The following is a 19,939-nucleotide window of genomic DNA, read 5'->3' as shown; positions in this document are numbered from 1 at the left end:
ATCCCGATCAGACCGCGCAGGGCAAGGCCCGCGTTGGCAGCCAAGTTCTGCCCTATCCCGATAACCCCTCCGGTCTGCCGTACATTGCCGTGCGCCGGTTGGGCGGCATTTCGGGCGACAAGCTGGTGAAGGCTGACCCGACATTCGACTCGCAGACAAATGAGCCAGCGGTCACCATCCAGTTCGATAGCGAAGGTGGGCAGAAATTTGCCCGTATGACCCAGCAGAATGTCAACAAGCTGTTCGCCATCGTGTTGGACGGACAAGTGATTTCCGCGCCCCAAATTCGTGAACCCATCTTTGGAGGCGTTTCCCAGATTTCCGGAAGCTTCACGACCGAAAGTGCGAACGCGCTGTCCATCTCGCTTCGGTCGGGTGCATTGCCGGTTGACCTGAAAATTGTTGAGGAACGCTCGGTTGGCCCAGATTTGGGTGCCGACTCCATTCGCCGCGGCATTTTGGCTGCGGTCATCGGGACCACTGCAATTCTGGTGCTGATGTTCCTCGTTTATGGCCGCTTCGGCATGTACGCCAACTTCGCGTTGGTCATCAACGTCGCCATGATCCTTGGCGTGATGGCATTTGCCAACGCAACACTGACCCTGCCGGGCATAGCCGGCTTCGTCCTGACCATTGGTGCGGCGGTTGACGCAAACGTGCTGATCAACGAACGTATTCGCGAAGAATTGAAACGGGGTCGCCGTGTCGTGCAGGCGATTGAATTTGGCTACAAAGAAGCCAGCCGCGCCATTTTTGACGCGAACAGTACCAACGTCATTGCGGCGGTATTGCTGTTCATTTTTGGCTCCGGACCCATTCGCGGCTTCGCAGTGGTATTGATGATCGGGATCGTCACATCGGTTTTCACCGCCGTTACCATCACGCGCATGTGGGTCTCACGCTGGGTGAAGCGCACGCGTCCCCATGACCTGACGATTTGAGGATATAGACATGAAACTGCTCAAACTCGTTCCTGACGATACCAATATCGATTTTCTGAAATGGCGCAGCTGGGCCTTTGGCATCAGCCTGTTGCTCATGGTCGCGTCGGTTGGCTTGGTGGCCACAAAGGGCCTGAACTTTGGTGTCGATTTTATCGGCGGCCAAATGATCCGCGCGACATTTACGCAAAGCGCCGCCGCACCGGTCACTGAATTGCGTGAGACCGTAGCACAGCTCGGTTATGGCGATCCGACCATTCAGCGTTTTGGTGCGGAAAATCAGGTTTCGATCCGCATGAAATTGCCGGAAGGCGCAGACAAGAATCCTGAGCTTGCCAATGCCATGGCAACAAAGATCACCGAAACCTTGAAAGCGGGCCATCCCGACGTCCGCATTGACGGTGTGGATTCGGTGTCCGGTAAGGTATCTGAGGAATTGTTCAGCAAGGGTATCCTCGCGCTGCTCGCGGCGATGGCTGGCGTATCGATTTACATCTGGTTCCGGTTCGAATGGCAGTTCGGCGTGGGCGCCATCTGGTCGCTTGTCCACGACGTAACGCTTACCTTCGGCCTGTTTGCGCTGACGGGTTGGGAGTTCGACCTGAACATCATCGCGGCCCTGCTGACGATCATCGGTTATTCGTTGAACGATACCGTGGTTGTTTATGACCGTATTCGTGAGAATCTGATGAAATTCCGCAAGATGGAAATGGCATCGCTCTTGAACCTTTCGGTGAACGAAACATTGTCGCGTACGGTCATGACCAGCGTGTCGATCTCGCTGCCGTTGATCATTCTGGTGCTGTTCGGGCCAGATGTTATTTTCGGGTTCAGCGCGGCGATGGCGTTCGGTATTGTCGTCGGAACATATTCGTCGATTTATCAGGCCGCGCCAATCCTGATCTGGCTCAAGGTTGGCTCGCACAGCTTTGTGCCAACCGAAGAAGCCGGTTCAAAGGCCGAGCGTATCAGCGAAGGTTTTGAATCTTAATCCTGACGTCCGTGAAATTCGGCTAACGGGCGGGCATTCTCTTTTCAGGAGAATGCCTGCGCGTTCGCCGTGATATCCGCACCAAACGCGCTACAGCTTGCGGACGAGCCGTACGGCTTTCGCAATCCACGCCGGGTCCGCAACCACCTGCTGCCGTGCTCCCGCCTCAAGCGGCAGCAGATGCAGCTTGCCCGCCTCGCGCCCCAACAATCGGCCAAAGAGGAAACGGCCACCGGGGCGTGGAACGAGCACGTCGAGATTGAGCGCCGATCCAAATGCATCAGGCTGAATCTGTTCAAGCCATAATTCGTCACCACGGCGATATTCGCCCGTTGCCGCGGCAATACGCAGGCCGACCATCGTTCCGCCCACGTTGGGTACCATGATGCGCTCTTCCTTGGTCGGCGCATGTGTGCCGTCCTCGCTTAAGATGGCGGCCACAGGCAAATACTGCTGATCGGGCAGGGCCACCAGATCGCTCGATTCAACGCCCAAGGCGTCTGCAATGCGGTTAATCCAAATCAGCGACAGCACCCGCGTACCCGTCTCCAGCCGTCCAATGGTCTGCGCCGTCGTTGCGGGTTTGCAGCGTTCCGCCACATCGGCGAGCGTCATCCCTTTGGCCCTGCGCACATCACGAATTCGGCTTTGCATAAAATACCCCATCACCAGATAGGTTTTTTCTTTCCTACAATATTTACCACATGGCAAGGGTGATTCGCTGATTAAGCGGAGAATAAATATGCCCTCAAAGTCCCATGCAAAACGTAATGTGCCTGATCCACGGCTATTGGCCGAGCGGGGCTTGCGCGAAAGCGGGCCAGTGCCGCGAAATGCGAAAGCCCGCCGCACAGTGACCGTGAATCTCGCGGAATCGCCGCTTTCATGGTTGCATGCGCGCGGCCACTTGTCGGACCGGCAGATGTTGGCCGGGGAAACCTTGCGCCGCGATTATGAATCTGCGGCGCTCGGCCCGCATGTCACCATGTCGTGGGAAAATATTCCGATCGGCCGCCAAACACGCGCTGCGCCGACGGGATTGAACCGGACAGAGCGGATGATGAGCGCGAAGGCGCGTTTTGACGATGCCTTGTCCGCGCTTGGCCCTGACCTGTCGGACATTGCGTGGCGCGTTATCTGCGTGGGCGAAAGTATGCCTGCGGCAGAACGGGAAATGTCATGGCCAGTGCGGTCTGGAAAGCTCGTGTTGAAAATTGCGCTCGACCGGCTTGTGACCTTTTACCGGATACCGGGTTAGGTGGCGGCTTCCTCAACCATCATGGCCAATTCGAGCCAACGCTCCTCCGCCGCGTCCTTTTCGGCGCGCAGTTTTTCGGTCTTGGCCGTCAGTTCGGCAAATCGTGCCGGGTTCTTCGTGTAGAGCGTAGGTTCGCCCATTTCCTTTTCGGCAGCTGCAACCTCGGCATCGATCTCGGCAATGCGGCTGGGCAGCAGATCATAATCGCGCTGGTCTTTGTATGTCAGCTTAACCCGCTTGGCAGGCGCGGTGGCGCTGCTTACCTCTGGCCGCGCGGGGGCTTTCTCCGCTTTTTTCGCTGCGGGCTTGTCGCGCTTGTCCCGCTTGGCCTCCCAATCGGCATAACCGCCCGCAATGATATCGACATGCCCTGATCCATCGAGGCCGAGCGTGAGCGTCACCGTTCGGTCAAGGAAATCACGGTCGTGGCTGACGATCAGCACGGTGCCATCATAATCGGCAATGACTTCCTGCAGCAGATCCAGCGTTTCAAGGTCGAGGTCGTTTGTGGGCTCGTCCAGCACCAGCAAATTGGCTTCACGCGCGAATTCGCGCGCCAACAAAATGCGCGACTGTTCGCCGCCCGATAACGAGCCGATCCGCGCCTCAATCAATGCAGGGTCAAACAGAAACTCTTTCAGATATCCCTGAACATGTTTGCGCACGCCGCGCACATCAATCCAGTCGCTGCCATCGGCGAGTACATCGCGCACGCGCTTTTCGGGGGTCAGCAATTTGCGCTGCTGGTCGATCACGATGCCGGTCAGCGTTGGCGATAGCGTGATGCTGCCGCTGTCGGGCTGCGTTTCACCGGTCAGGATACGGATTAAGGTCGTTTTGCCGGTGCCATTCGCGCCGACGATGCCGATACGGTCCCCGCGCTGGATACGCAGCGTGAAATCCTTGATAATCGTGCGGTCGCCAAAGCTTTTGCCGATGCCTTCTGCGCTGATAACGGTTTTGGTTTTGCTATCGTCGCTTGAGGCGGCAAGCTTGGCGGTGCCTTGCGGGCCAATCATTGCGGCGCGTGCGGCGCGCATTTCCCACAGCTTCGCGAGCCGTCCCTGATTGCGCTTACGCCGCGCAGTGACGCCGCGCTCAAGCCAATGGGCCTCGATTTTTAGCTTGGCATCAAGCCGGTCCGCATTGCGCGCATCTTCGGCATAGACCCGCTCGGTCCACGCATCATAGCCGCCAAAGCCAATCTCATTGCGGCGCAACAGGCCACGGTCCAGCCAGAATGTCTGCCGCGTCAGCCGCGTTAAAAACGTCCGGTCATGGCTGATAACCATGAAGGCGCCGCGATAGCGCGTCAGCCAATCCTCAAGCCATTCAATCGCGGCGAGGTCCAAATGGTTGGTCGGCTCGTCAAGCAACAGCAAATCGGGTTCGCTTGCAAGCGCCCGGCAAATCGCAGCGCGCCGTTTCTCACCGCCGCTTGCGGTCTTGGCTTCGCGGTCCAGATTAATGCCCAACTGGTCCGCAATGGCGCGCACCGCATATTCAGGCGGGCCTTTTTCGCCATGAATGGCAAAATCGACGAGCCGATCGAACGATGTCACGTCGGGGTCTTGTTCCAGCATCACGATATTTGTGCCGGGAACGACAACGCGGTTGCCTTTGTCCGCCTCGACCGAGCCCGCGACCAATTTCATCAACGTTGTTTTGCCCGCGCCATTGCGGCCAATCAGCGCGAGCCTGTCGCGTGCGCCAATAAACAGGTCGATATCCTGAAACAGCCAGCCGCCACCTTGCTGTAGCGCGAGATTTTCGAATGCGAAGATTGGGGGTTGAGACATATGCGCTGGCGGATAGGGGGTCGCAACGGGAATGACAATGTCGATGTTGACGATTAGCGGCGCTTCCAGCACAGACGTCATATGCGCAATATTTATCTCAACGGGGCATATGTTCCCGAAATCGACGGCAAAGTATCGGTATTCGACCGGGGCTTTCTGTTCGCTGACTCGGTCTACGAAGTTGTCTCGGTGCTTGGCGGCAAGCTTGTGGATTTTGAAGGCCATGCGCAGCGGCTGGCCCGCTCGCTGGGCGAACTCCGAATTAAAGGCGCGCCTGATGCCGCAGCATGGCTCACGATTTGCCGCGAGCTTGTCGCGCGCAATGCGGTTGAAGAAGGCATGATCTATTGGCAAGTCACGCGCGGTGCGCCGACTGACCGCGATTTTGTCTTCCCACCCGAAGGCACAAGCCCGACCGTTCTGGCCTTTAGCCAAAGCCGTGCATTGGCCGACACGCCATTGGCCAAGCGCGGCATTCGTGTGGTGACCTTGCCCGATCTGCGCTGGGGCAGGGCCGATATCAAAACGACGCAATTGCTATATGCGTCGCTGATGAAAAACGAAGCCATTGCCCGCGGGGTTGATGACGCGTGGATGGAACGTGGCGGCGTCGTGACTGAGGGGACCGCGCAAAACGCGCATATCATTACGCATGATGGCGTGCTGGTGACGCATCCGCTGAACCGCGACATCCTGCATGGTATTACCCGTGCCGCGGTTTTGCCATTGGTTGCGCAAACAATCGAAGAGCGGGCGTTTTCGGTCGCAGAGGCGGAACAGGCGGCGGAAGCATTTGTTTCGTCGGCATCAGGCTTTGTGATGCCGGTGGTGGAAATCAACGGCAAAACCATCGGTGATGGAACGCCCGGTTCGGCAACCGTTCAGCTTCGCCAAGCCTATATCGATTGGGCACGCCAAACCGCGATATAAGTGGCTGGCATCACACAGGAGCATTTCATGCGTAGAATGATTTTTGCCGCGTTTCTGGCAACCGCAGCTTTGGCGTCGGGCGAAGCGATGGCCACGCAGGTCAATATTACCGCCGCCAACCCCGTCATTGATCTGACGATCACCGAATCTGTAGACACCAAGCCAGATATCGCGACCTTCTCGACGGGCGTCCAAACTATGGCACCAACGGCGACCGAGGCGGTTCGGGCGAATAATGTGCAAATGGCTTCTGTCGTTGCGCGGCTGAAGAAATTGGGCATTGCCGAACGCGATATTCAAACCACGCAGATTAGCCTCAATCAGCAATTTGACTATCGCGATGGGCAGCAAATTTTCAAAGGCTATCAGGCTTCGAACATGGTGACGTCGAAACTGCGCGACTTGAAGAAACTGGGCGCGTTTCTGGATGCGCTCGCTGTCGATGGCGCGACAAGCTTCAATGGTCCGACATTCAGCATTGATGATGACAGTGCGTTTCGTGCCGCTGCCCGTGACAAGGTTTGGACAACGGCGATGAACCGCGCAAAAGACCTTGCACGAAAGGCTGGCTACAATGATGTCCGCGTCTTGCGCGTTGAAGAAACCGACAGCCAAGGCGGTGGCTATCCACGGCCCATGGTCTTGCGCGCGATGGATGCGTCTGAAAAGTTGACACCGATCGCGCCGGGCGAATTAAGCGTCGCGGCAAGCATGTCATTCACCTTTGAAATGGTGAAATAATCTTATCGGGCCGGTTGTGATGATCGGCCCCATTCATTTTACGTTCAATGCCATGGGGGTAGTGCGCAGGAATGTTGAACCGAACTTCAATTTTCGCAGGGCTTTCGGCCATTGCGTTGCTTGCTGCCTTTCCCGCCGATGCGCGGCGCGGTGAACAGGATGATGCACGTCAGGATATGGCGGCTGGAAAGGTGAAATCGCTGCGCGAGATCGAGGCAAGCGTCGTGCCACGTATGCGCGGGATGCAATATCTGGGTCCTGAATATGATCCCAGCGCGCAAGTCTACCGGCTGAAGTTCATCAACCGCGACAGGGTGATATTTGTCGACGTAGATGCCCGAACAGGTAACGTTTTACGCCAACGCGGATAGGATTTTGTGGCTGCACTTGAATCTGCTAGCCCGATACCGACATAAATTTTGACACTATAAGGGGACAGCATGCGCATCTTGATCGTCGAAGACGAACCCACATTGGGCAAGCAACTGAAGTCCACCCTTGAAGGTGCTGGTTACGCGGTTGATTTGTCCACCGACGGCGAAGACGGCCACTATATGGGCTCGACCGAAAATTACGATGCGGTCGTTCTTGACCTTGGCCTGCCTGAAATTGACGGCCTCACGGTTCTCGATCGCTGGCGCAAAGAAGGCCGTAAATTCCCCGTTCTGGTTCTGACGGCGCGTGACAGCTGGTCCGACAAGGTGGCTGGTCTGGACGCGGGTGCCGATGATTATCTGGCCAAGCCATTCCAGACCGAAGAGCTGATTGCGCGCCTTCGGGCGCTTATCCGCCGCGCATCGGGCAATGCTTCATCCGAGCTTACCGTTGGCGAGGTTCGCCTTGATACACGCTCGGGCCGGGTCACGCTGGGCGGCGAGCCCGTGAAATTGACCGCGCAGGAATATAAATTGCTGTCGTACCTGATGCACCACAAGGGTAAGGTTGTTTCGCGGACCGAGTTGATCGAGCATATCTATGATCAAGATTTTGACCGCGATTCCAACACGATTGAAGTGTTCGTAACGCGCATCCGCAAAAAGCTTGGCCAAGATGTGATCTCGACGATCCGCGGCCTTGGCTATAGCCTTGAGGAACCGGTCAGCTGAACCCGCCGGTCGCCATGAAAACGGCCAATCAAGCACCGACGTGGCGAAGCCAGTTTCAGAGCACGGGTTCGCTAACCCGCCGGATGATTCTGACCGCTGCGGCGTGGATTACGATATTGTTGATCGGTGGCGGCGCCGCGCTTGACCGTGTGTTGGTCAATTCGGTCGAGCAGAATTTCGACAATCAGCTGGAATATGTCCTGACCGCGATGATTGCTTCGGCGGAAATCGGTCCCGATGGAGAAATCCGGATGAACCGGCCGTTGGGCGACCAGCGCTTTCTTGAACCCAACAGCGGCCTGTATTGGCAAATCACCGGGAAGGGCGCGATGCCATTCCCATCCCGGTCCTTATGGGACCGCGCATTGAGCGCGCCGGCCAATCATAACGACCAAGCCGTTCATTTCCGGAACAGCAACGAATTTGCCGACGAACCGCTGCGCATTGCCGAACGCGCGATCAAGCTACCCGATTCCGACATCGCATGGACCTTCATGGTCGCGCAAAGCCGTGACAGCCTTGATCGGCAAATTATCGAGCTACGGTCCGTTCTGGTAACGAGTTTTCTTTTGCTCGGTCTTGGCCTCATTATCTTGGCGGCGCTCCAGACATTTTATGGCTTATGGCCGCTGCGTGCGGTGCGTAAAGCGATTGCGCAGATGCGCAGTGGCCGCGAAAGCCGGGTTACCGACGCTTTGCCTGACGAAGTCATGCCGATGGTCAATGAACTGAATGCCTTGCTGGACCATAATGAGAAGCAAGCCGAAGAATCGCGGCGTCATGCAGGAAATTTGGCCCATGCGCTCAAAACGCCGCTTACGGTCATCATGAACAGTGCGACCGCGCAATCGCCCGACCTCGCCGACACCATCATTCGCGAAGCCACGACGATGCGGCGTCAGGTGGACCACCATCTGGCGCGTGCGCGTGCCGTCGGACGGCGCGGGCATAGCCATAGCCGCGCGCAAATATGGGACAGCCTTGAGTCCGTCGAACGCGCCGTAAGCCGCCTATATTCCCACGTCCGGCTCGACATGGCGGGCGACAAAGAAATTTCCGCGCGTGTCGAACGCCAGGATCTCGATGAAATGCTCGGCAACTTGATCGAAAATGCAGCCAAATATGGCGGCGGCAGCGTGTTTGTTACGGTCGAGGACGCAGGCGATTTTGTCGAAATGCTTATTGAGGACGACGGTAAAGGCATACCCGAAGCCGAGCGTGAGCGCTTGTTCGACCGCGGCGCGCGTCTAGATACTGGTAAGCCGGGCACTGGGCTTGGCTTGGCGATTGTTCGCGATGTTGTGGAAATTTACGGCGGGACCGTCCGGCTCGAAGAAAGCGAAGACTTGGGCGGGTTGCTCGTGCGCCTTAGGCTGCCCAAAGCGACCAGCTAATCAGCTTGCGTCGCGGATCTGCTGATGGTGGCGGATGACTTCATCGATGATGAAGCGCAGGAATTTTTCGGTGAAATCGGGATCAAGCTTCGCATCGCGGGCCAGTTGGCGAAGCCGTTCAATCTGCCGTTCTTCGCGGGCTGGGTCAGCTGGCGGTAGCGCCGATTTCGCCTTAAACTCGCCCACCGCCTGCGTTATTTTAAACCGCTCAGCCAGCATGAATACGAGCGCGGCATCGATATTGTCGATGCTTTCACGAAAACGGGTGAGGGTTTCTTGATCGTCCATGACTGCATCCTGTGCCGATAATGACTGCAACGGACAAGAGGAAATACGCCATTTGCACTTGCCTTGCGGCGCGGCTGTCGTCAGAGCGAAACGATTATGACTGCAACCATACATAAAATCGGCGGAAATCGTGCGCCATCTTTGGAACCCATGTTGAAGCTGGTCGCGCCCGGAATGAACAAGGTGAACGCGGTCATTTTGGACCGCATGCAGTCCGAAATTCCGCTAATTCCTGAACTGGCCGGGCATCTTATTGCGGGCGGTGGAAAGCGGATGCGCCCGATGCTGACATTGGCCTGCGCGCAGCTTCTCGATTATCCCGGTGAGCGTCATCACAAGCTTGCGGCGGCCGTTGAGTTTATTCACACTGCAACCTTGCTGCACGATGATGTCGTCGACGGCAGCGACATGCGCCGTGGCAAAACCGCCGCCAACCTCATTTTCGGCAACCCTGCCGCAGTATTGGTCGGTGACTTCCTGTTCAGCCGCTCATTTGAGCTGATGGTCGAGGACGGATCGCTTAAGGTCCTCAAAATCTTGTCGAACGCGTCTGCTGTCATTGCAGAAGGAGAGGTCAATCAATTGACCGCCCAGCGGCAGATTTCGACGACCGAAGAGAAATATCTCGAAATCATTGGATCGAAGACTGCGGCGTTGTTCGCAGCGGCCTGCCGGATTGCGGCGGTCGTGGCCGAGAGCGGCGACGCGCAAGAAATGTCGCTGGACGCTTATGGCCGCAATCTGGGGATCGCATTTCAATTGGTCGACGACGCCATTGATTATGTGTCCGATGGCGCAACGATGGGGAAAGACAGCGGTGACGATTTCCGTGATGGCAAGGTAACCCTGCCCGTCATTCTGGCCCATATCCGTGGCAATGCCGATGAACAGAAATTCTGGCGCGATGCGATGCTTGGCAACCGGATTTCGGACGTAGATTTGCAGCATGCGCGCACGTTGCTGGCGGCGCATAATGCGATTGACGATACGCTGGATCGCGCGCGGCATTATGGCCAACGCGCAATTGATGCGATTGCGCATTTCCCCAATGGTGAAGCCAAATCTGCGCTGACTGAGGCGGTCGAATTCGCCATAGCACGCGCATATTGATCGCACGGTCAGTGCCGATGAAGCACGGGCACAGGCGCAATTCATGATGACAGCCGGAAACCATCATGGCTGAAAAAACATCGGACCATATGTTGCCCGTCATGGCCGTTATGCCAGACCTGCTGGCATCGTTGCGTGCATCACCCAATGCCGTCCTGATTGCGCCGCCAGGTGCGGGTAAGACCACGATGGTTGCCCCTGCATTGTTGGATGAACCTTATTGCGATGGCCAGATTTTGCTGCTGTCCCCGCGCCGCCTTGCCGCGCGCATGGCGGCAGAACGCATTTCGGAGGGGCTAGGCGAAGCTGTCGGCGGACGGGTTGGCTACACGACGCGGCTGGATAGCAAACAAGGCCCCAATAGCCGCATTTTGGTCATGACCGAGGGCATCTTCCGCAACCGTATCATCAGCGACCCGGAGCTTGTCGGCGTTTCTGCGGTCTTGTTTGACGAAGTCCATGAACGCAGCATCGACAGCGACTTTGGCCTTGCGCTTGCACTTGAGGCACAAGCGGCATTCCGGCCCGATCTGCGTTTGCTTGCGATGTCGGCAACCTTGGATGGTTCCAGATTCTCCCAGTTGATGGGCGATGCGCCAGTCGTCGAGAGCGATGGTAAAAGATGGCCGCTGGATTTCCGCTATGTTGGCCGCCGCGCCGAACAGGCAATCGAAACCGATATCGTGCGCGCGGTCCGGCAGGCGCTGTCCGAAGAAGACGGCGATATTCTGGTTTTCTTGCCAGGCGTGCGCGAAATTGACCGCGCCGTGGACAGTCTCGGGACTATTGGCGCGGATATCGTCGTGCATAAATTGCATGGCCAAATCGACCCGGCGGCCCAGAGGTTAGCGGTCCGCCGTGACGCGCAGCAGCGCCGGAAAATCATTTTTGCGACCAACATTGCCGAGACCAGCCTGACCATTGATGGCGTTCGCATCGTCATCGACAGTGGCTTGGCGCGGCGCGCGCGGTTCGACCAAGCGGCTGGCGTTACGCGGCTGGTGACCGAGCGCGCGAGCCTGTCTGCGGTAACCCAGCGGGCAGGGCGTGCCGCGCGGCAGCAGGCGGGCGTTGCCTATCGGTTGTGGCAGGAAGCCGGCAATGGCGGGCTTCCCCCATTTGACCCGCCCGAAATATTGGAAAGCGACCTCGCGCCGTTGCTGCTCGACTGCGCACGTTGGGGAGAGAATGACCCGACCAAGTTACGCTGGCTTGATGGCCCGCCGGCGCCCGCGCTTCACCAAGCGCGCAAGCTTTTGCTGTCCATCAACGCACTTGATGCGTCGCGGCACATTACCCCGCATGGCGTTCAGCTTGCGGACCTACCCTTACCACCGCCGCTCGCACATATGGTCGTTGAAGCGTCCAAGAGCGGACAAAGCGAAGATGCGGCGATGCTCGCCCTGCTGCTGCAGGAACGCGGGCTTGGCGGGCAAGGCGAGAATATCGAAACGCGGTTTGAACGCTTTGTCGGCGAACGCACCCCTAAGGCGGATGCCGCGCGCAAGCTGGCGCAGCGCATATCGCGGATGTGCCGCAGCGGTGCTGGCGGACAAGAACCGCTCAGCATCGGCGGCCTCATCGCCACCGCCTATCCCGATCGCATTGCCAAGCGCCGCGATAACAAGGGCGAAAAGTGGATTAGCGCGATGGGACGCGGGTTGCAGTTGGACACCGCGTCGCTTCTGGCACGCGAAGAATGGCTAGCGGTGGCCGATGTCCAAGGCGCTGCATCGGGCGCGCGCATATTGTCCGCCGCGCCATTGACGGAAGCCGAGATACTCAGCCATTTCGCCCACCGGATAACACAGGAAGAGGCCCTGTCTTACGATAAGAACGCCGACCGTGTGGATGCGCGCGTGCAGCGGCGGATCGGTGCGATAGTCTTAAGCGAAGGTCGCGTGGAAAAGCCCGACCAGACGGCCGTGGCGCGCGCCCTCATGGCTGCAGTGCGCGAAATGGGTGTGGGCGCGCTGCTATGGTCAAAAGCGGCGGTTGCGCTGCGTGAGCGCGCACAATTTGCAGGCATAGCAGCTGTCAGTGACGAGGCATTATTGGAAGCGGCGGAGCAATGGCTTTTGCCGCTGCTGATGGGCGTGAACCGGCTGCGCGATGTCTCACCCGCGGCATTGTCGACAGCGCTCGACAATATGCTGGGCTGGGATCAGCGCACGCGCATTGACCAAATCGCGCCAGCATCCTTTGTCAGTCCCGCAGGAACGACACATGCCATCGATTATGCAGCAGAAGCCGGGCCAACGGTTGAGCTTCGCGTACAGGGCTTGTTTGGCCTTGATAGCCACCCCACGGTCGGCGCGGAACGCATTGCGCTGGTGTTAAGCCTGACGTCGCCTGCTGGTCGTCCAATCCAGACCACCCGCAACCTGCCAGAGTTTTGGCGCGGTAGCTGGCGTGACGTGGCCAAGGAAATGCGGGGGAGATATCCGCGGCATAACTGGCCTGATGCGCCGTGGGAGAGTGTGGCCAGCCTGAAGACGAAAAAGGCCCAAGCGCGCGATGTGCCCCGCAACGCTTGACGAATCCATTGCCGTTCGGGCAAGGCAACCGCGAACATAATTTTCAGGAAATATCCATGTCTGCCCGTATTTTTCAGCGTCCCAAAAATGCCATGCAATCGGGCCGTGGCCGCACGAACGAATGGGTGCTTGAGTTTCAGTCGAACGAACCGCGCAAGGCCGACCCGTTGATGGGTTGGGCGGGTTCAGGCGATACGCAATCGCAGGTCCAGTTGACCTTTCCAACGCTTGATGCCGCGCGCGCTTATGCCGACAAAAAAGGCATCGCCGCGACCTACATTCCCACACCGCCCAAAACCCTGAAGCTTCAGGCTTATGCGGATAATTTCCGTTAAAACAGCATCCCGGGCAGCATCAGCAGCTTGACGTCGACAACGCAGCCCTCGTCGCGCTTCGATTGAACGAAGCGTGGCAAATCGTGCAGGGCGACGCGATGCACGATGATATTCTCGCCATCAACACCGCCGCCTTCGCTTACTTTCGTAAGGCCATGTGCGCGCACCAGTGAAAAGCTTTCGCTGACCATGCCGGGGGATGAGAAAAACTCACCGACGATTTCAAGCCTGTCCGCCCGATAGCCGGTTTCTTCCTCAAGCTCGCGTGCGGCAGAGGTGAGCGTGTCCTCGCCTTCTTCATGGTCGCCAATCAGACCGGCGGGAAGCTCGATACAATTTGCGCCAAGTGGCACGCGATATTGTTCGACAAGCAAGACATGGTCATCTTCGACCGCCAAGATAACGCCTGCCTTGATACCGCGCGCGCGACTGACATATTCCCATGTTCCGCGTGTCTTCGCCGTGATGAAGCGGCCTTGCCACATCACGTTTTCGACGTCTTCGTCTGCATTCATAGCTGGATAAGCCTGTCGGGTATTTCGTTGGGGTTTTCGCTGCCTTTGGGGAAATGCTCCGCCAAAACAACACCCATTTGCGCAACAGCGGCGGCAACGCCCTGTCCGGGGTTGCCCGCCTTCACATGCTCAAGCAGCGCAACCATCGCATCGCCCCAAACTTCTGGCGCGACCTTTGATGCAATGGCTTCGTCCGCAACGATTTCGGCCCGATGCTCCAGCATCGACAAATATAACAAAACGCCGGTGCGCCCGACAGTCTTGGATTCGGTTCCGACCTTAAACAGGCTGATCGCATGGTTACGCACGCGTGCCAATTTTGTCGCTTTGGGTGTTAGCCAAAGACGCAACGGCATCCATTTCAGGATCAGCCATGTTCCAACCCATTTCAGGGCAACCGCTGTCAACAACAATGCGACATATTCGTTGGTGGTATATTCATGGCCCCAACCACCGGTCAGGCGGTTGATGAGGGCGATGTAGATGTCAGGGAAGGTGGTATAGGTCGCGAGCGCCACAAAGGCGACGCCGCTTGCCCATGCGATGCCGATGTCTTCATAATGATCGGAAAGATCGGTGACGATGGTCACGATTTCGCCGCTTGTGTGATGCTCCGCATCCGCAACTGCGGCCGTTACCAACGCGTGGTCGGCTTCGGTCATCCGGCTAATTTTAGTTAAGGCCATAACGATACTTTCTACCAACCACCCGAAGCACCGCCGCCGCCGAAGCTGCCGCCGCCTCCGCCAAAACCGCCGCCGAAGCCGCCGCCGCCAAAACCACCACCGCCGAAGCCACCGCCACCGCCCCAGATAATGACCGGAGCCATGCCGCCGCGCCGGTGCTTGCGCCCGCCGCCGTTTGTCGATCGGATCATGGGCAGAAATACAAAGAAGATCATGAACAGGATGAAGATGATCGCGCCCAACGGTATGCCTTCATCCTTGCCCTGACGTTGCTGCGCCGCTTGCGCAATTTTGGCGGCTTCGTCGGCCGGTAGCTCAAGCTGGGTGAGGATGCGGTCGACGCCGGCATTTATACCGCCGGCAAAATCGCCAGCCTTGAAAAGTGGCGTGATGTCGTTGCGAATGATGGTCGATGACAGGCCGTCGGTCAGGACGGGTTCAAGACCATAGCCAACCTCGATACGCATTTTGCGTTCATTGGGTGCTACAATCAGGATCGCGCCATTGTCTTTTTCAGTCTCGCCTTTGCCATCCTGCCCAAGCGCCCATTGGCGGCCAAGCCGATATCCATAATCGGATATTTCATAGCCTTCGAGGCTGTTCAACGTGGCCACAACCAACTGCCGCTTGGTGCGCGTTTCCAGCCCCTGCAACTTGGCGGTTAACGCTGCTTCTTGCTGCGGATCGAGCAAATTTGCCTGATCGACAACGCGGCCCGAAAGCGGGGGGAAGTTTTGCGCAAGCGCTGCCTGACCGGTTAAGGCCAAAAGCAGCGCTGTCAGCAGGCCAAGGGCCTTTTTCATGTGTGTAATCCCAACAAGGGGTTAGTTAGCGGGCGCCATATCAAGCGTCGGTGCGGTTTCAGCGCCTTGCGTGGTGGCTTGATATGGGACCATCGGTTGCGCGCCGTGAATGATTTTTGCGCCGATGATATCGGGGAAAGTGCGGATGGTGGTGTTATACCCGCGCACAGCCTCGTTATAATCGCGCAAGGTGATGCGCACCCGGTTCTCCTGACCTTCAAGCTGATCCTGCAGCTTCAGATAGCCCTCTTGGCTCTTCAACTGCGGATATTGCTCAACCGATACGAGCAGGCGCGAGAGGCTGCCCGACAATTGGTTTTGTGCGGACTGGAAAGCGGCCATCTTGGCCGGGTTGGCCAGATCATCAGGATTGACCTGAATATTTGGTGATGTCGCGCGCGCGCGCGCCTCGATGACTTCGGTCAGCGTTTTGTTTTCCTGCGCAGCTGCGCCTTTGACGACATTTGCCAGATTGGGAATAAGGTTGGCGCGTTCTTGAAACGCGGCCTGAACGTCGGCCCATTTCGCCTTGGCATTTTCCTCAGCGGTCGGAACGCTGTTGATGCCGCAGCTTGCAAGAGAGAGGGCCGCAGCGGTTAATAGCAAAGATTTTACAACTTGGTTACGCATCGAAAGAGCTCCTCCAACGGGCTGTCGCCCAGATTTCAGCCGTTTAACCGGCGTGTGTTACATACATAAGGCGCAGGTGCCGCTTTCGCAATGTCTGCTATCGGCAATATGTCATGTTTTGCTGTGGGGCATTGTAAAGAGATGCGCTGCCCGATGGATGTGATGATAAATTCATTTCGCTTTCGCGTCATTATCTGATGTATTGCGAAGGTAGATTTAGGGGCGGCGGAATGAACGTTGCTCAAAAAATGACCATTGGGGGAGCAAGATGAAAAAATGGATACTCGGTATAATTATTGTGATCGCGGCTGCGGCCGGCGGTTTCTGGGCCAGCGCGGACAAGGATATGAAAGCGCTCATCGCCAACCTACCAACGGACGCTAACGTGCTGTTCTGGAGCGTAGAGCAGCGCGACGCCGGTTTCCGCGCATTGGACCGCATTCCGATATTGGCGAAATCGAACATCATCAAAGCAGGTGATACGGTTTATCCCATGCCCAAGGGCGAACCGCTGACCATTGATATGGATGTTGATGCCTATATGAAGGCGCAGCGTACCGCTGGCCTCGTCATTGTCCAAGATGGCAAGATCCGTGTTGAAAAATACGGCCTCGATTTTGATGCGCAGGGCAAGTGGACAAGCTTCTCCGTCGCTAAGTCCTTCACCTCGACCCTTGTCGGCGCGGCCATCAAGGATGGCTATATCAAAAGCGTCGACGACATGGTCTCGGCCTATATTCCTGACCTTAAGGGGTCTGCCTATGACGACGTGACGATTGCGCAGCTGCTCACGATGACGTCGGGCGTAAGATGGAATGAGGATTATGCCGACCCCAAATCCGACGTCGCATTGTTCAACCTGCACAAGCCCGAAAAGGGCATGGATGTAACGGTCAGCTATATGCGCAATTTGCCGCGTGAAGCGCCCGCCGGAACGAAGTGGGTGTATAAGACCGGCGAAACCAACCTGATCGGCGTGTTGGTCAGCTCTGCCACCAAGAAAAAGCTGTCGGATTATCTGTCGGAAAAAGTCTGGGCACCTTATGGCATGGAACAAGACGCAAGCTGGCTTTTGGGTTCAACCGGGCATGAAATCAGCGGCTGCTGCATTCAGGCATCGACCCGTGACTATGCCCGTTTTGGCTTATTCGTTATGGGCGGTGCCAAGATCAACGGGCAGAGCATATGGCCGGATAACTGGTTGGCATCTGCAACAGTCAAAAAAGCCGACATCGGTATGGCTGGCAGGGGCTATGGCTATCAATGGTGGACCTATGATGACGGCAGCTATGCCGCCCAAGGCATTTTCGGGCAGGGCATCTTCATTGATCCCAAACGGAAGCTGATCATCGCGTCCAACAGCAATTGGCCAAAGGCGACCGATCCCGAAACCGTGGGCGAAGGGCGCGAAGCGTTCTACAAGGCAGTCCAAGCCGCGGTCGACGCCGAGGCAAAAAAGCGCTGAATTCCGAGCCATGTTGCGGTGCACAATAATTGCGTTAAATCGTAATAAAGTTGCGCCGCAACATGCGGAAAAAAGTGTCTTTTCTAAGTCCCATTAATAGTCCAGCATGTGCATGTTACGATATGCTTCTGCTGGAGAATAATCATGGACTTTAAGACGTTTTTACACGCGGGCAGCAACCGCCGGGCCATGTTAAAAGGGATGGGCGTTGCCGCCGTTGGTTTCTCGCTGACCGGCGCGCTTGCTGGCTGCGGTGAGAAGGAAGCCAAGAAGCTGGCCAATGGTGAAGAGGCAAAGCTGAACTTCTACAATTGGGACACCTATATCGGTGAAACCACGTTGGAAGATTATAAGGACAGCGCTGGCGTAGACGTCAACATGACGCTGTTCGCCAGCAATGACGAACTGTTCGCTAAGCTGCGCGCCGGAAACCCGGGCTATGACGTTATCGTCCCATCCAACGATTTTGTGGAGCGTATGGCCGCGGCCGATATGCTGATGCCGCTTGATCAGGCGCAAATCCCGAACTTCAAAAATGTTGCCAAAGATTATCAGGATGTTCCCTATGATCCGGCACGCAAATATTCGATGCCATACACATGGCTGGCGCTTGGCATTGGCTATCGCAAGTCCAAGGTGAAGGCGGTGCCGGATAGCTGGAAAGTGCTGTTCGACAGCGATGAGTATAAAGGCCGCATCGCGGTGCTGTCCGAGGCGGGCGACATGTTCCGGCTTTACGGCAAATATATGGGCAAGTCGGTGAATGCCCTCACCGATGCCGATTTGAAGGCCATCGAAGCCATGATGATCAAGCAAAAGCCGAACATCAAAGCATTCCACGAGGACAATGGTCAGGACTTGTTGCTTAAGGGCGAGGTCGATGTGGTGCTCGAATATAATGGCGACATTGCGCAGGCGATGGTCGAAGATTCCGACATTGGTTTTGTCATCCCCAAAGAGGGCAGTCAGCTGAACTCCGACAATCTGTGCATTCCCAAGGGCGCGCCGCATCCGAAAAATGCCCACGCATTCATCAATTATTTGCTGGATGCCGAAGCCGGCAAAAAGATTACCGAAACCATTTTGTACCCAACGCCAAATGACGCCGCAAAGGCGCTGATGCCCGATGCGTACAAGAACAATCCGGTCATTTTCCCGCCAGCAGATGTTTTGGCGAAATGCGAATATGCAAAGTTCAATCCAGAGCTTCAGCCAAAATATGAGGAGGCGTTCACCCGCGTGCGGGCCGCCTAAAATATGTCGGGGGCGCTGCAAGACTGGAAAAGCCAGAAGAAACCATTTGCCGCCGTTGTGACGGCGCCGGTATTCTGGCTCGCCCTTTTTTTTGTGGCGCCCATGGCCATCGTTTGGCTGTACAGCTTTGGGCAGAATGCCGGCCCTGCCGACATTGAAATCTCCGGTACGCTCGACAATTACAAGCGCGCCACCGAGTGGCTGTATGTATCGATTTTCCTGAAAAGCTTTGCGGTCGCGGCGCTGACCACGCTCTTGTGCCTCATCATCGGCTTTCCGGTGGCCATGGCGATTACCTTCGCCGCGCCAAAATGGCGGCCATGGTTGCTGCTGGGCATCATGCTGCCCTTTTGGACCAACCTGTTAATCCGCACTTATGCGTTGATGGCGCTGATGGGCACCAACGGATATATGAACAAGGGCTTGGCCGGATTGTGGGAAGGCGCAAGTTGGCTACGTACGCTTGTCGGCATGCAGCCGCTGGAAGCATGGACGCCTGTGCAGTTGCTGTACAATAATTTCGCGGTCGTGCTTGGGCTGGTCTATGTCCATCTGCCTTTCATGGTCTTGCCGCTCTATTCCGCGCTCGACCGGCTCGACAAAAGCCTGATTGAAGCCAGCCTTGATTTGGGCGCAGGGCATTTCAAAACCTTCATGCAGATCGTGGTTCCGCTGGCCGCTCCGGGCATTGTCGCGGGCGTGATGATTACATTGATCCCGGCGCTTGGTGCGTATCTGACACCCGACCTTATGGGCGGAACAGATAGCCAGATGATTGCGAATGTGATTGAGCGCCAATTCAAACGTGCGAATGACTGGCCATTTGGCGCTGCGCTTTCGTTCCTGCTCATCTACGCAATGTTCATTCTGATCGCGTTCCAATCGATGCGCGCGAACAAAGTGAAGGAGGCGTGAGGATGTTCAATCGCACCCCCATCGCGCCGTTGGAATATACCAGAAAGCTGTGGATGCGCAGTTGGGTCGGATTGACCATGCTGTTTCTATACGCGCCGCTCATCCTATTGATGATCTTCAGTTTTAACGACAGTAAGCGCAATGTCGTGTGGAAGGGCTTTACCCTCAAATATTATGAGAAAGCGCTGAACAACGACAGTCTGGTGGAGGCGTTGGTCAACTCGCTCACCATCGCGGCGCT

21 protein-coding genes and 1 pseudogene are annotated in these 19,939 nt (G+C 56.9%); 15 read left to right on the top strand and 7 right to left on the bottom strand.

Features of this window, described 5'->3' with window-relative positions:
• The coding region (gene secD / locus ACILQA_RS03775; RefSeq protein WP_395628482.1) for a protein translocase subunit SecD at positions 1-941 on the top strand (941 nt) is incomplete at its 5' end.
• 10 nt (positions 942-951) lie between these two features.
• Positions 952-1,932 (top strand): protein translocase subunit SecF, encoded by a 981-nt coding sequence (gene secF / locus ACILQA_RS03770; protein WP_395628481.1) that lies wholly within the window; start codon positions 952-954, stop codon positions 1,930-1,932.
• 90 nt (positions 1,933-2,022) lie between these two features.
• Here secF and ACILQA_RS03765 read toward each other — a convergent pair whose 3' ends face one another.
• On the bottom strand, positions 2,023-2,586 hold the full coding sequence (locus ACILQA_RS03765; RefSeq protein ID WP_395628480.1) for a helix-turn-helix domain-containing protein: 564 nt from the start codon (positions 2,584-2,586) through the stop codon (positions 2,023-2,025).
• 88 nt (positions 2,587-2,674) lie between these two features.
• On the opposite strand from ACILQA_RS03765, the gene ACILQA_RS03760 reads away from it, so the two are divergent.
• Positions 2,675-3,190, top strand: coding sequence for a DUF6456 domain-containing protein (locus ACILQA_RS03760; protein WP_395628479.1), 516 nt, complete (start codon positions 2,675-2,677; stop codon positions 3,188-3,190).
• On the opposite strand, the gene ACILQA_RS03755 is transcribed toward ACILQA_RS03760, so the two are convergent.
• Positions 3,187-4,989: an ABC-F family ATP-binding cassette domain-containing protein gene (locus ACILQA_RS03755; RefSeq protein ID WP_395628483.1), complete on the bottom strand. Its 1,803-nt coding sequence runs from the start codon at positions 4,987-4,989 to the stop codon at positions 3,187-3,189. The genes ACILQA_RS03760 and ACILQA_RS03755 overlap by 4 nt on opposite strands.
• 81 nt (positions 4,990-5,070) lie before the next feature.
• On the opposite strand from ACILQA_RS03755, the gene ACILQA_RS03750 reads away from it, so the two are divergent.
• The 5 genes from ACILQA_RS03750 to ACILQA_RS03730 all read left to right on the top strand — a co-directional run bounded on the left by ACILQA_RS03750 (position 5,071) and on the right by ACILQA_RS03730 (position 9,160).
• Positions 5,071-5,919 (top strand): D-amino-acid transaminase, encoded by an 849-nt coding sequence (locus ACILQA_RS03750; RefSeq protein WP_395628478.1) that lies wholly within the window; start codon positions 5,071-5,073, stop codon positions 5,917-5,919.
• A gap of 27 nt (positions 5,920-5,946) precedes the next feature.
• Complete coding sequence (locus ACILQA_RS03745) at positions 5,947-6,660, top strand: SIMPL domain-containing protein (RefSeq protein WP_395628477.1); 714 nt, start codon at positions 5,947-5,949, stop codon at positions 6,658-6,660.
• Positions 6,661-6,731: 71 nt separating this feature from the next.
• Complete coding sequence (locus ACILQA_RS03740) at positions 6,732-7,031, top strand: hypothetical protein (protein ID WP_395628476.1); 300 nt, start codon at positions 6,732-6,734, stop codon at positions 7,029-7,031.
• Positions 7,032-7,100: 69 nt separating this feature from the next.
• The gene (locus tag ACILQA_RS03735) at positions 7,101-7,766 is read left to right on the top strand and encodes a response regulator transcription factor (RefSeq protein WP_395628475.1); all 666 of its coding nucleotides are present in this window, start codon (positions 7,101-7,103) and stop codon (positions 7,764-7,766) included.
• 14 nt (positions 7,767-7,780) lie between these two features.
• A complete protein-coding gene (locus ACILQA_RS03730) occupies positions 7,781-9,160 on the top strand; it encodes an ATP-binding protein (protein ID WP_395628474.1) in 1,380 nt (459 codons plus the stop codon).
• Here the strand turns inward: ACILQA_RS03730 and ACILQA_RS03725 are convergent, their stop codons facing one another.
• Positions 9,161-9,448 carry a chorismate mutase gene (locus tag ACILQA_RS03725; RefSeq protein ID WP_183941418.1) on the bottom strand — a complete coding sequence of 96 codons (288 nt, stop codon included), beginning with the start codon at positions 9,446-9,448 and terminating at the stop codon, positions 9,161-9,163.
• 96 nt (positions 9,449-9,544) lie between these two features.
• Here ACILQA_RS03725 and ACILQA_RS03720 point away from each other — a divergent pair, with 96 nt between their 5' ends.
• The 3 genes from ACILQA_RS03720 (at position 9,545) to ACILQA_RS03710 (ending at position 13,430) form a co-directional block, all read left to right on the top strand.
• Positions 9,545-10,558: a polyprenyl synthetase family protein gene (locus ACILQA_RS03720; RefSeq protein WP_395628473.1), complete on the top strand. Its 1,014-nt coding sequence runs from the start codon at positions 9,545-9,547 to the stop codon at positions 10,556-10,558.
• Between the two features lie 65 nt (positions 10,559-10,623).
• Positions 10,624-13,095 (top strand): ATP-dependent helicase HrpB, encoded by a 2,472-nt coding sequence (gene hrpB, locus ACILQA_RS03715; RefSeq protein ID WP_395628472.1) that lies wholly within the window; start codon positions 10,624-10,626, stop codon positions 13,093-13,095.
• A gap of 56 nt (positions 13,096-13,151) precedes the next feature.
• On the top strand, positions 13,152-13,430 hold the full coding sequence (locus ACILQA_RS03710; protein WP_324479731.1) for an ETC complex I subunit: 279 nt from the start codon (positions 13,152-13,154) through the stop codon (positions 13,428-13,430).
• Here ACILQA_RS03710 and ACILQA_RS03705 read toward each other — a convergent pair.
• The 4 genes from ACILQA_RS03705 to ACILQA_RS03690 are packed head-to-tail and all read right to left on the bottom strand — an operon-like array spanning position 13,427 to position 16,064.
• Positions 13,427-13,945: an NUDIX hydrolase gene (locus tag ACILQA_RS03705; RefSeq protein ID WP_395628471.1), complete on the bottom strand. Its 519-nt coding sequence runs from the start codon at positions 13,943-13,945 to the stop codon at positions 13,427-13,429. The genes ACILQA_RS03710 and ACILQA_RS03705 overlap by 4 nt on opposite strands.
• A complete protein-coding gene (locus tag ACILQA_RS03700) occupies positions 13,942-14,631 on the bottom strand; it encodes a TPM domain-containing protein (RefSeq protein ID WP_395628470.1) in 690 nt (229 codons plus the stop codon). The genes ACILQA_RS03705 and ACILQA_RS03700 overlap by 4 nt, the downstream gene beginning before the upstream one ends.
• An 11-nt stretch (positions 14,632-14,642) precedes the next feature.
• Positions 14,643-15,434, bottom strand: a complete 792-nt coding sequence (locus ACILQA_RS03695; RefSeq protein ID WP_395628469.1) for a TPM domain-containing protein — start codon at positions 15,432-15,434, stop codon at positions 14,643-14,645.
• A 21-nt stretch (positions 15,435-15,455) separates the two neighbouring features.
• Positions 15,456-16,064 (bottom strand): LemA family protein, encoded by a 609-nt coding sequence (locus tag ACILQA_RS03690; RefSeq protein WP_395628468.1) that lies wholly within the window; start codon positions 16,062-16,064, stop codon positions 15,456-15,458.
• Between the two features lie 268 nt (positions 16,065-16,332).
• On the opposite strand from ACILQA_RS03690, the gene ACILQA_RS03685 reads away from it, so the two are divergent.
• The 4 genes and pseudogenes from ACILQA_RS03685 to ACILQA_RS03670 all read left to right on the top strand — a co-directional run.
• Complete coding sequence (locus ACILQA_RS03685) at positions 16,333-17,529, top strand: serine hydrolase domain-containing protein (RefSeq protein ID WP_395628467.1); 1,197 nt, start codon at positions 16,333-16,335, stop codon at positions 17,527-17,529.
• A gap of 144 nt (positions 17,530-17,673) precedes the next feature.
• Entirely contained in the window at positions 17,674-18,783 is a 1,110-nt protein-coding gene (locus tag ACILQA_RS03680) for a PotD/PotF family extracellular solute-binding protein (RefSeq protein ID WP_395628466.1), read from the top strand.
• 3 nt (positions 18,784-18,786) lie between these two features.
• Positions 18,787-19,698, top strand: a complete 912-nt coding sequence (locus ACILQA_RS03675) for an ABC transporter permease (protein WP_395628465.1) — start codon at positions 18,787-18,789, stop codon at positions 19,696-19,698.
• A 2-nt stretch (positions 19,699-19,700) separates the two neighbouring features.
• Positions 19,701-19,939, top strand: a pseudogene (locus tag ACILQA_RS03670) (spermidine/putrescine ABC transporter permease PotC); the annotation flags it as partial.

Origin of the sequence: Sphingorhabdus sp. (assembly GCF_044239005.1) — a bacterium.
In the GTDB taxonomy this organism is placed as follows: domain Bacteria; phylum Pseudomonadota; class Alphaproteobacteria; order Sphingomonadales; family Sphingomonadaceae; genus Sphingorhabdus_B.
Note: the sequence above shows the minus strand (reverse complement) of the source record. Positions and strands in the feature narration are given on the sequence as shown.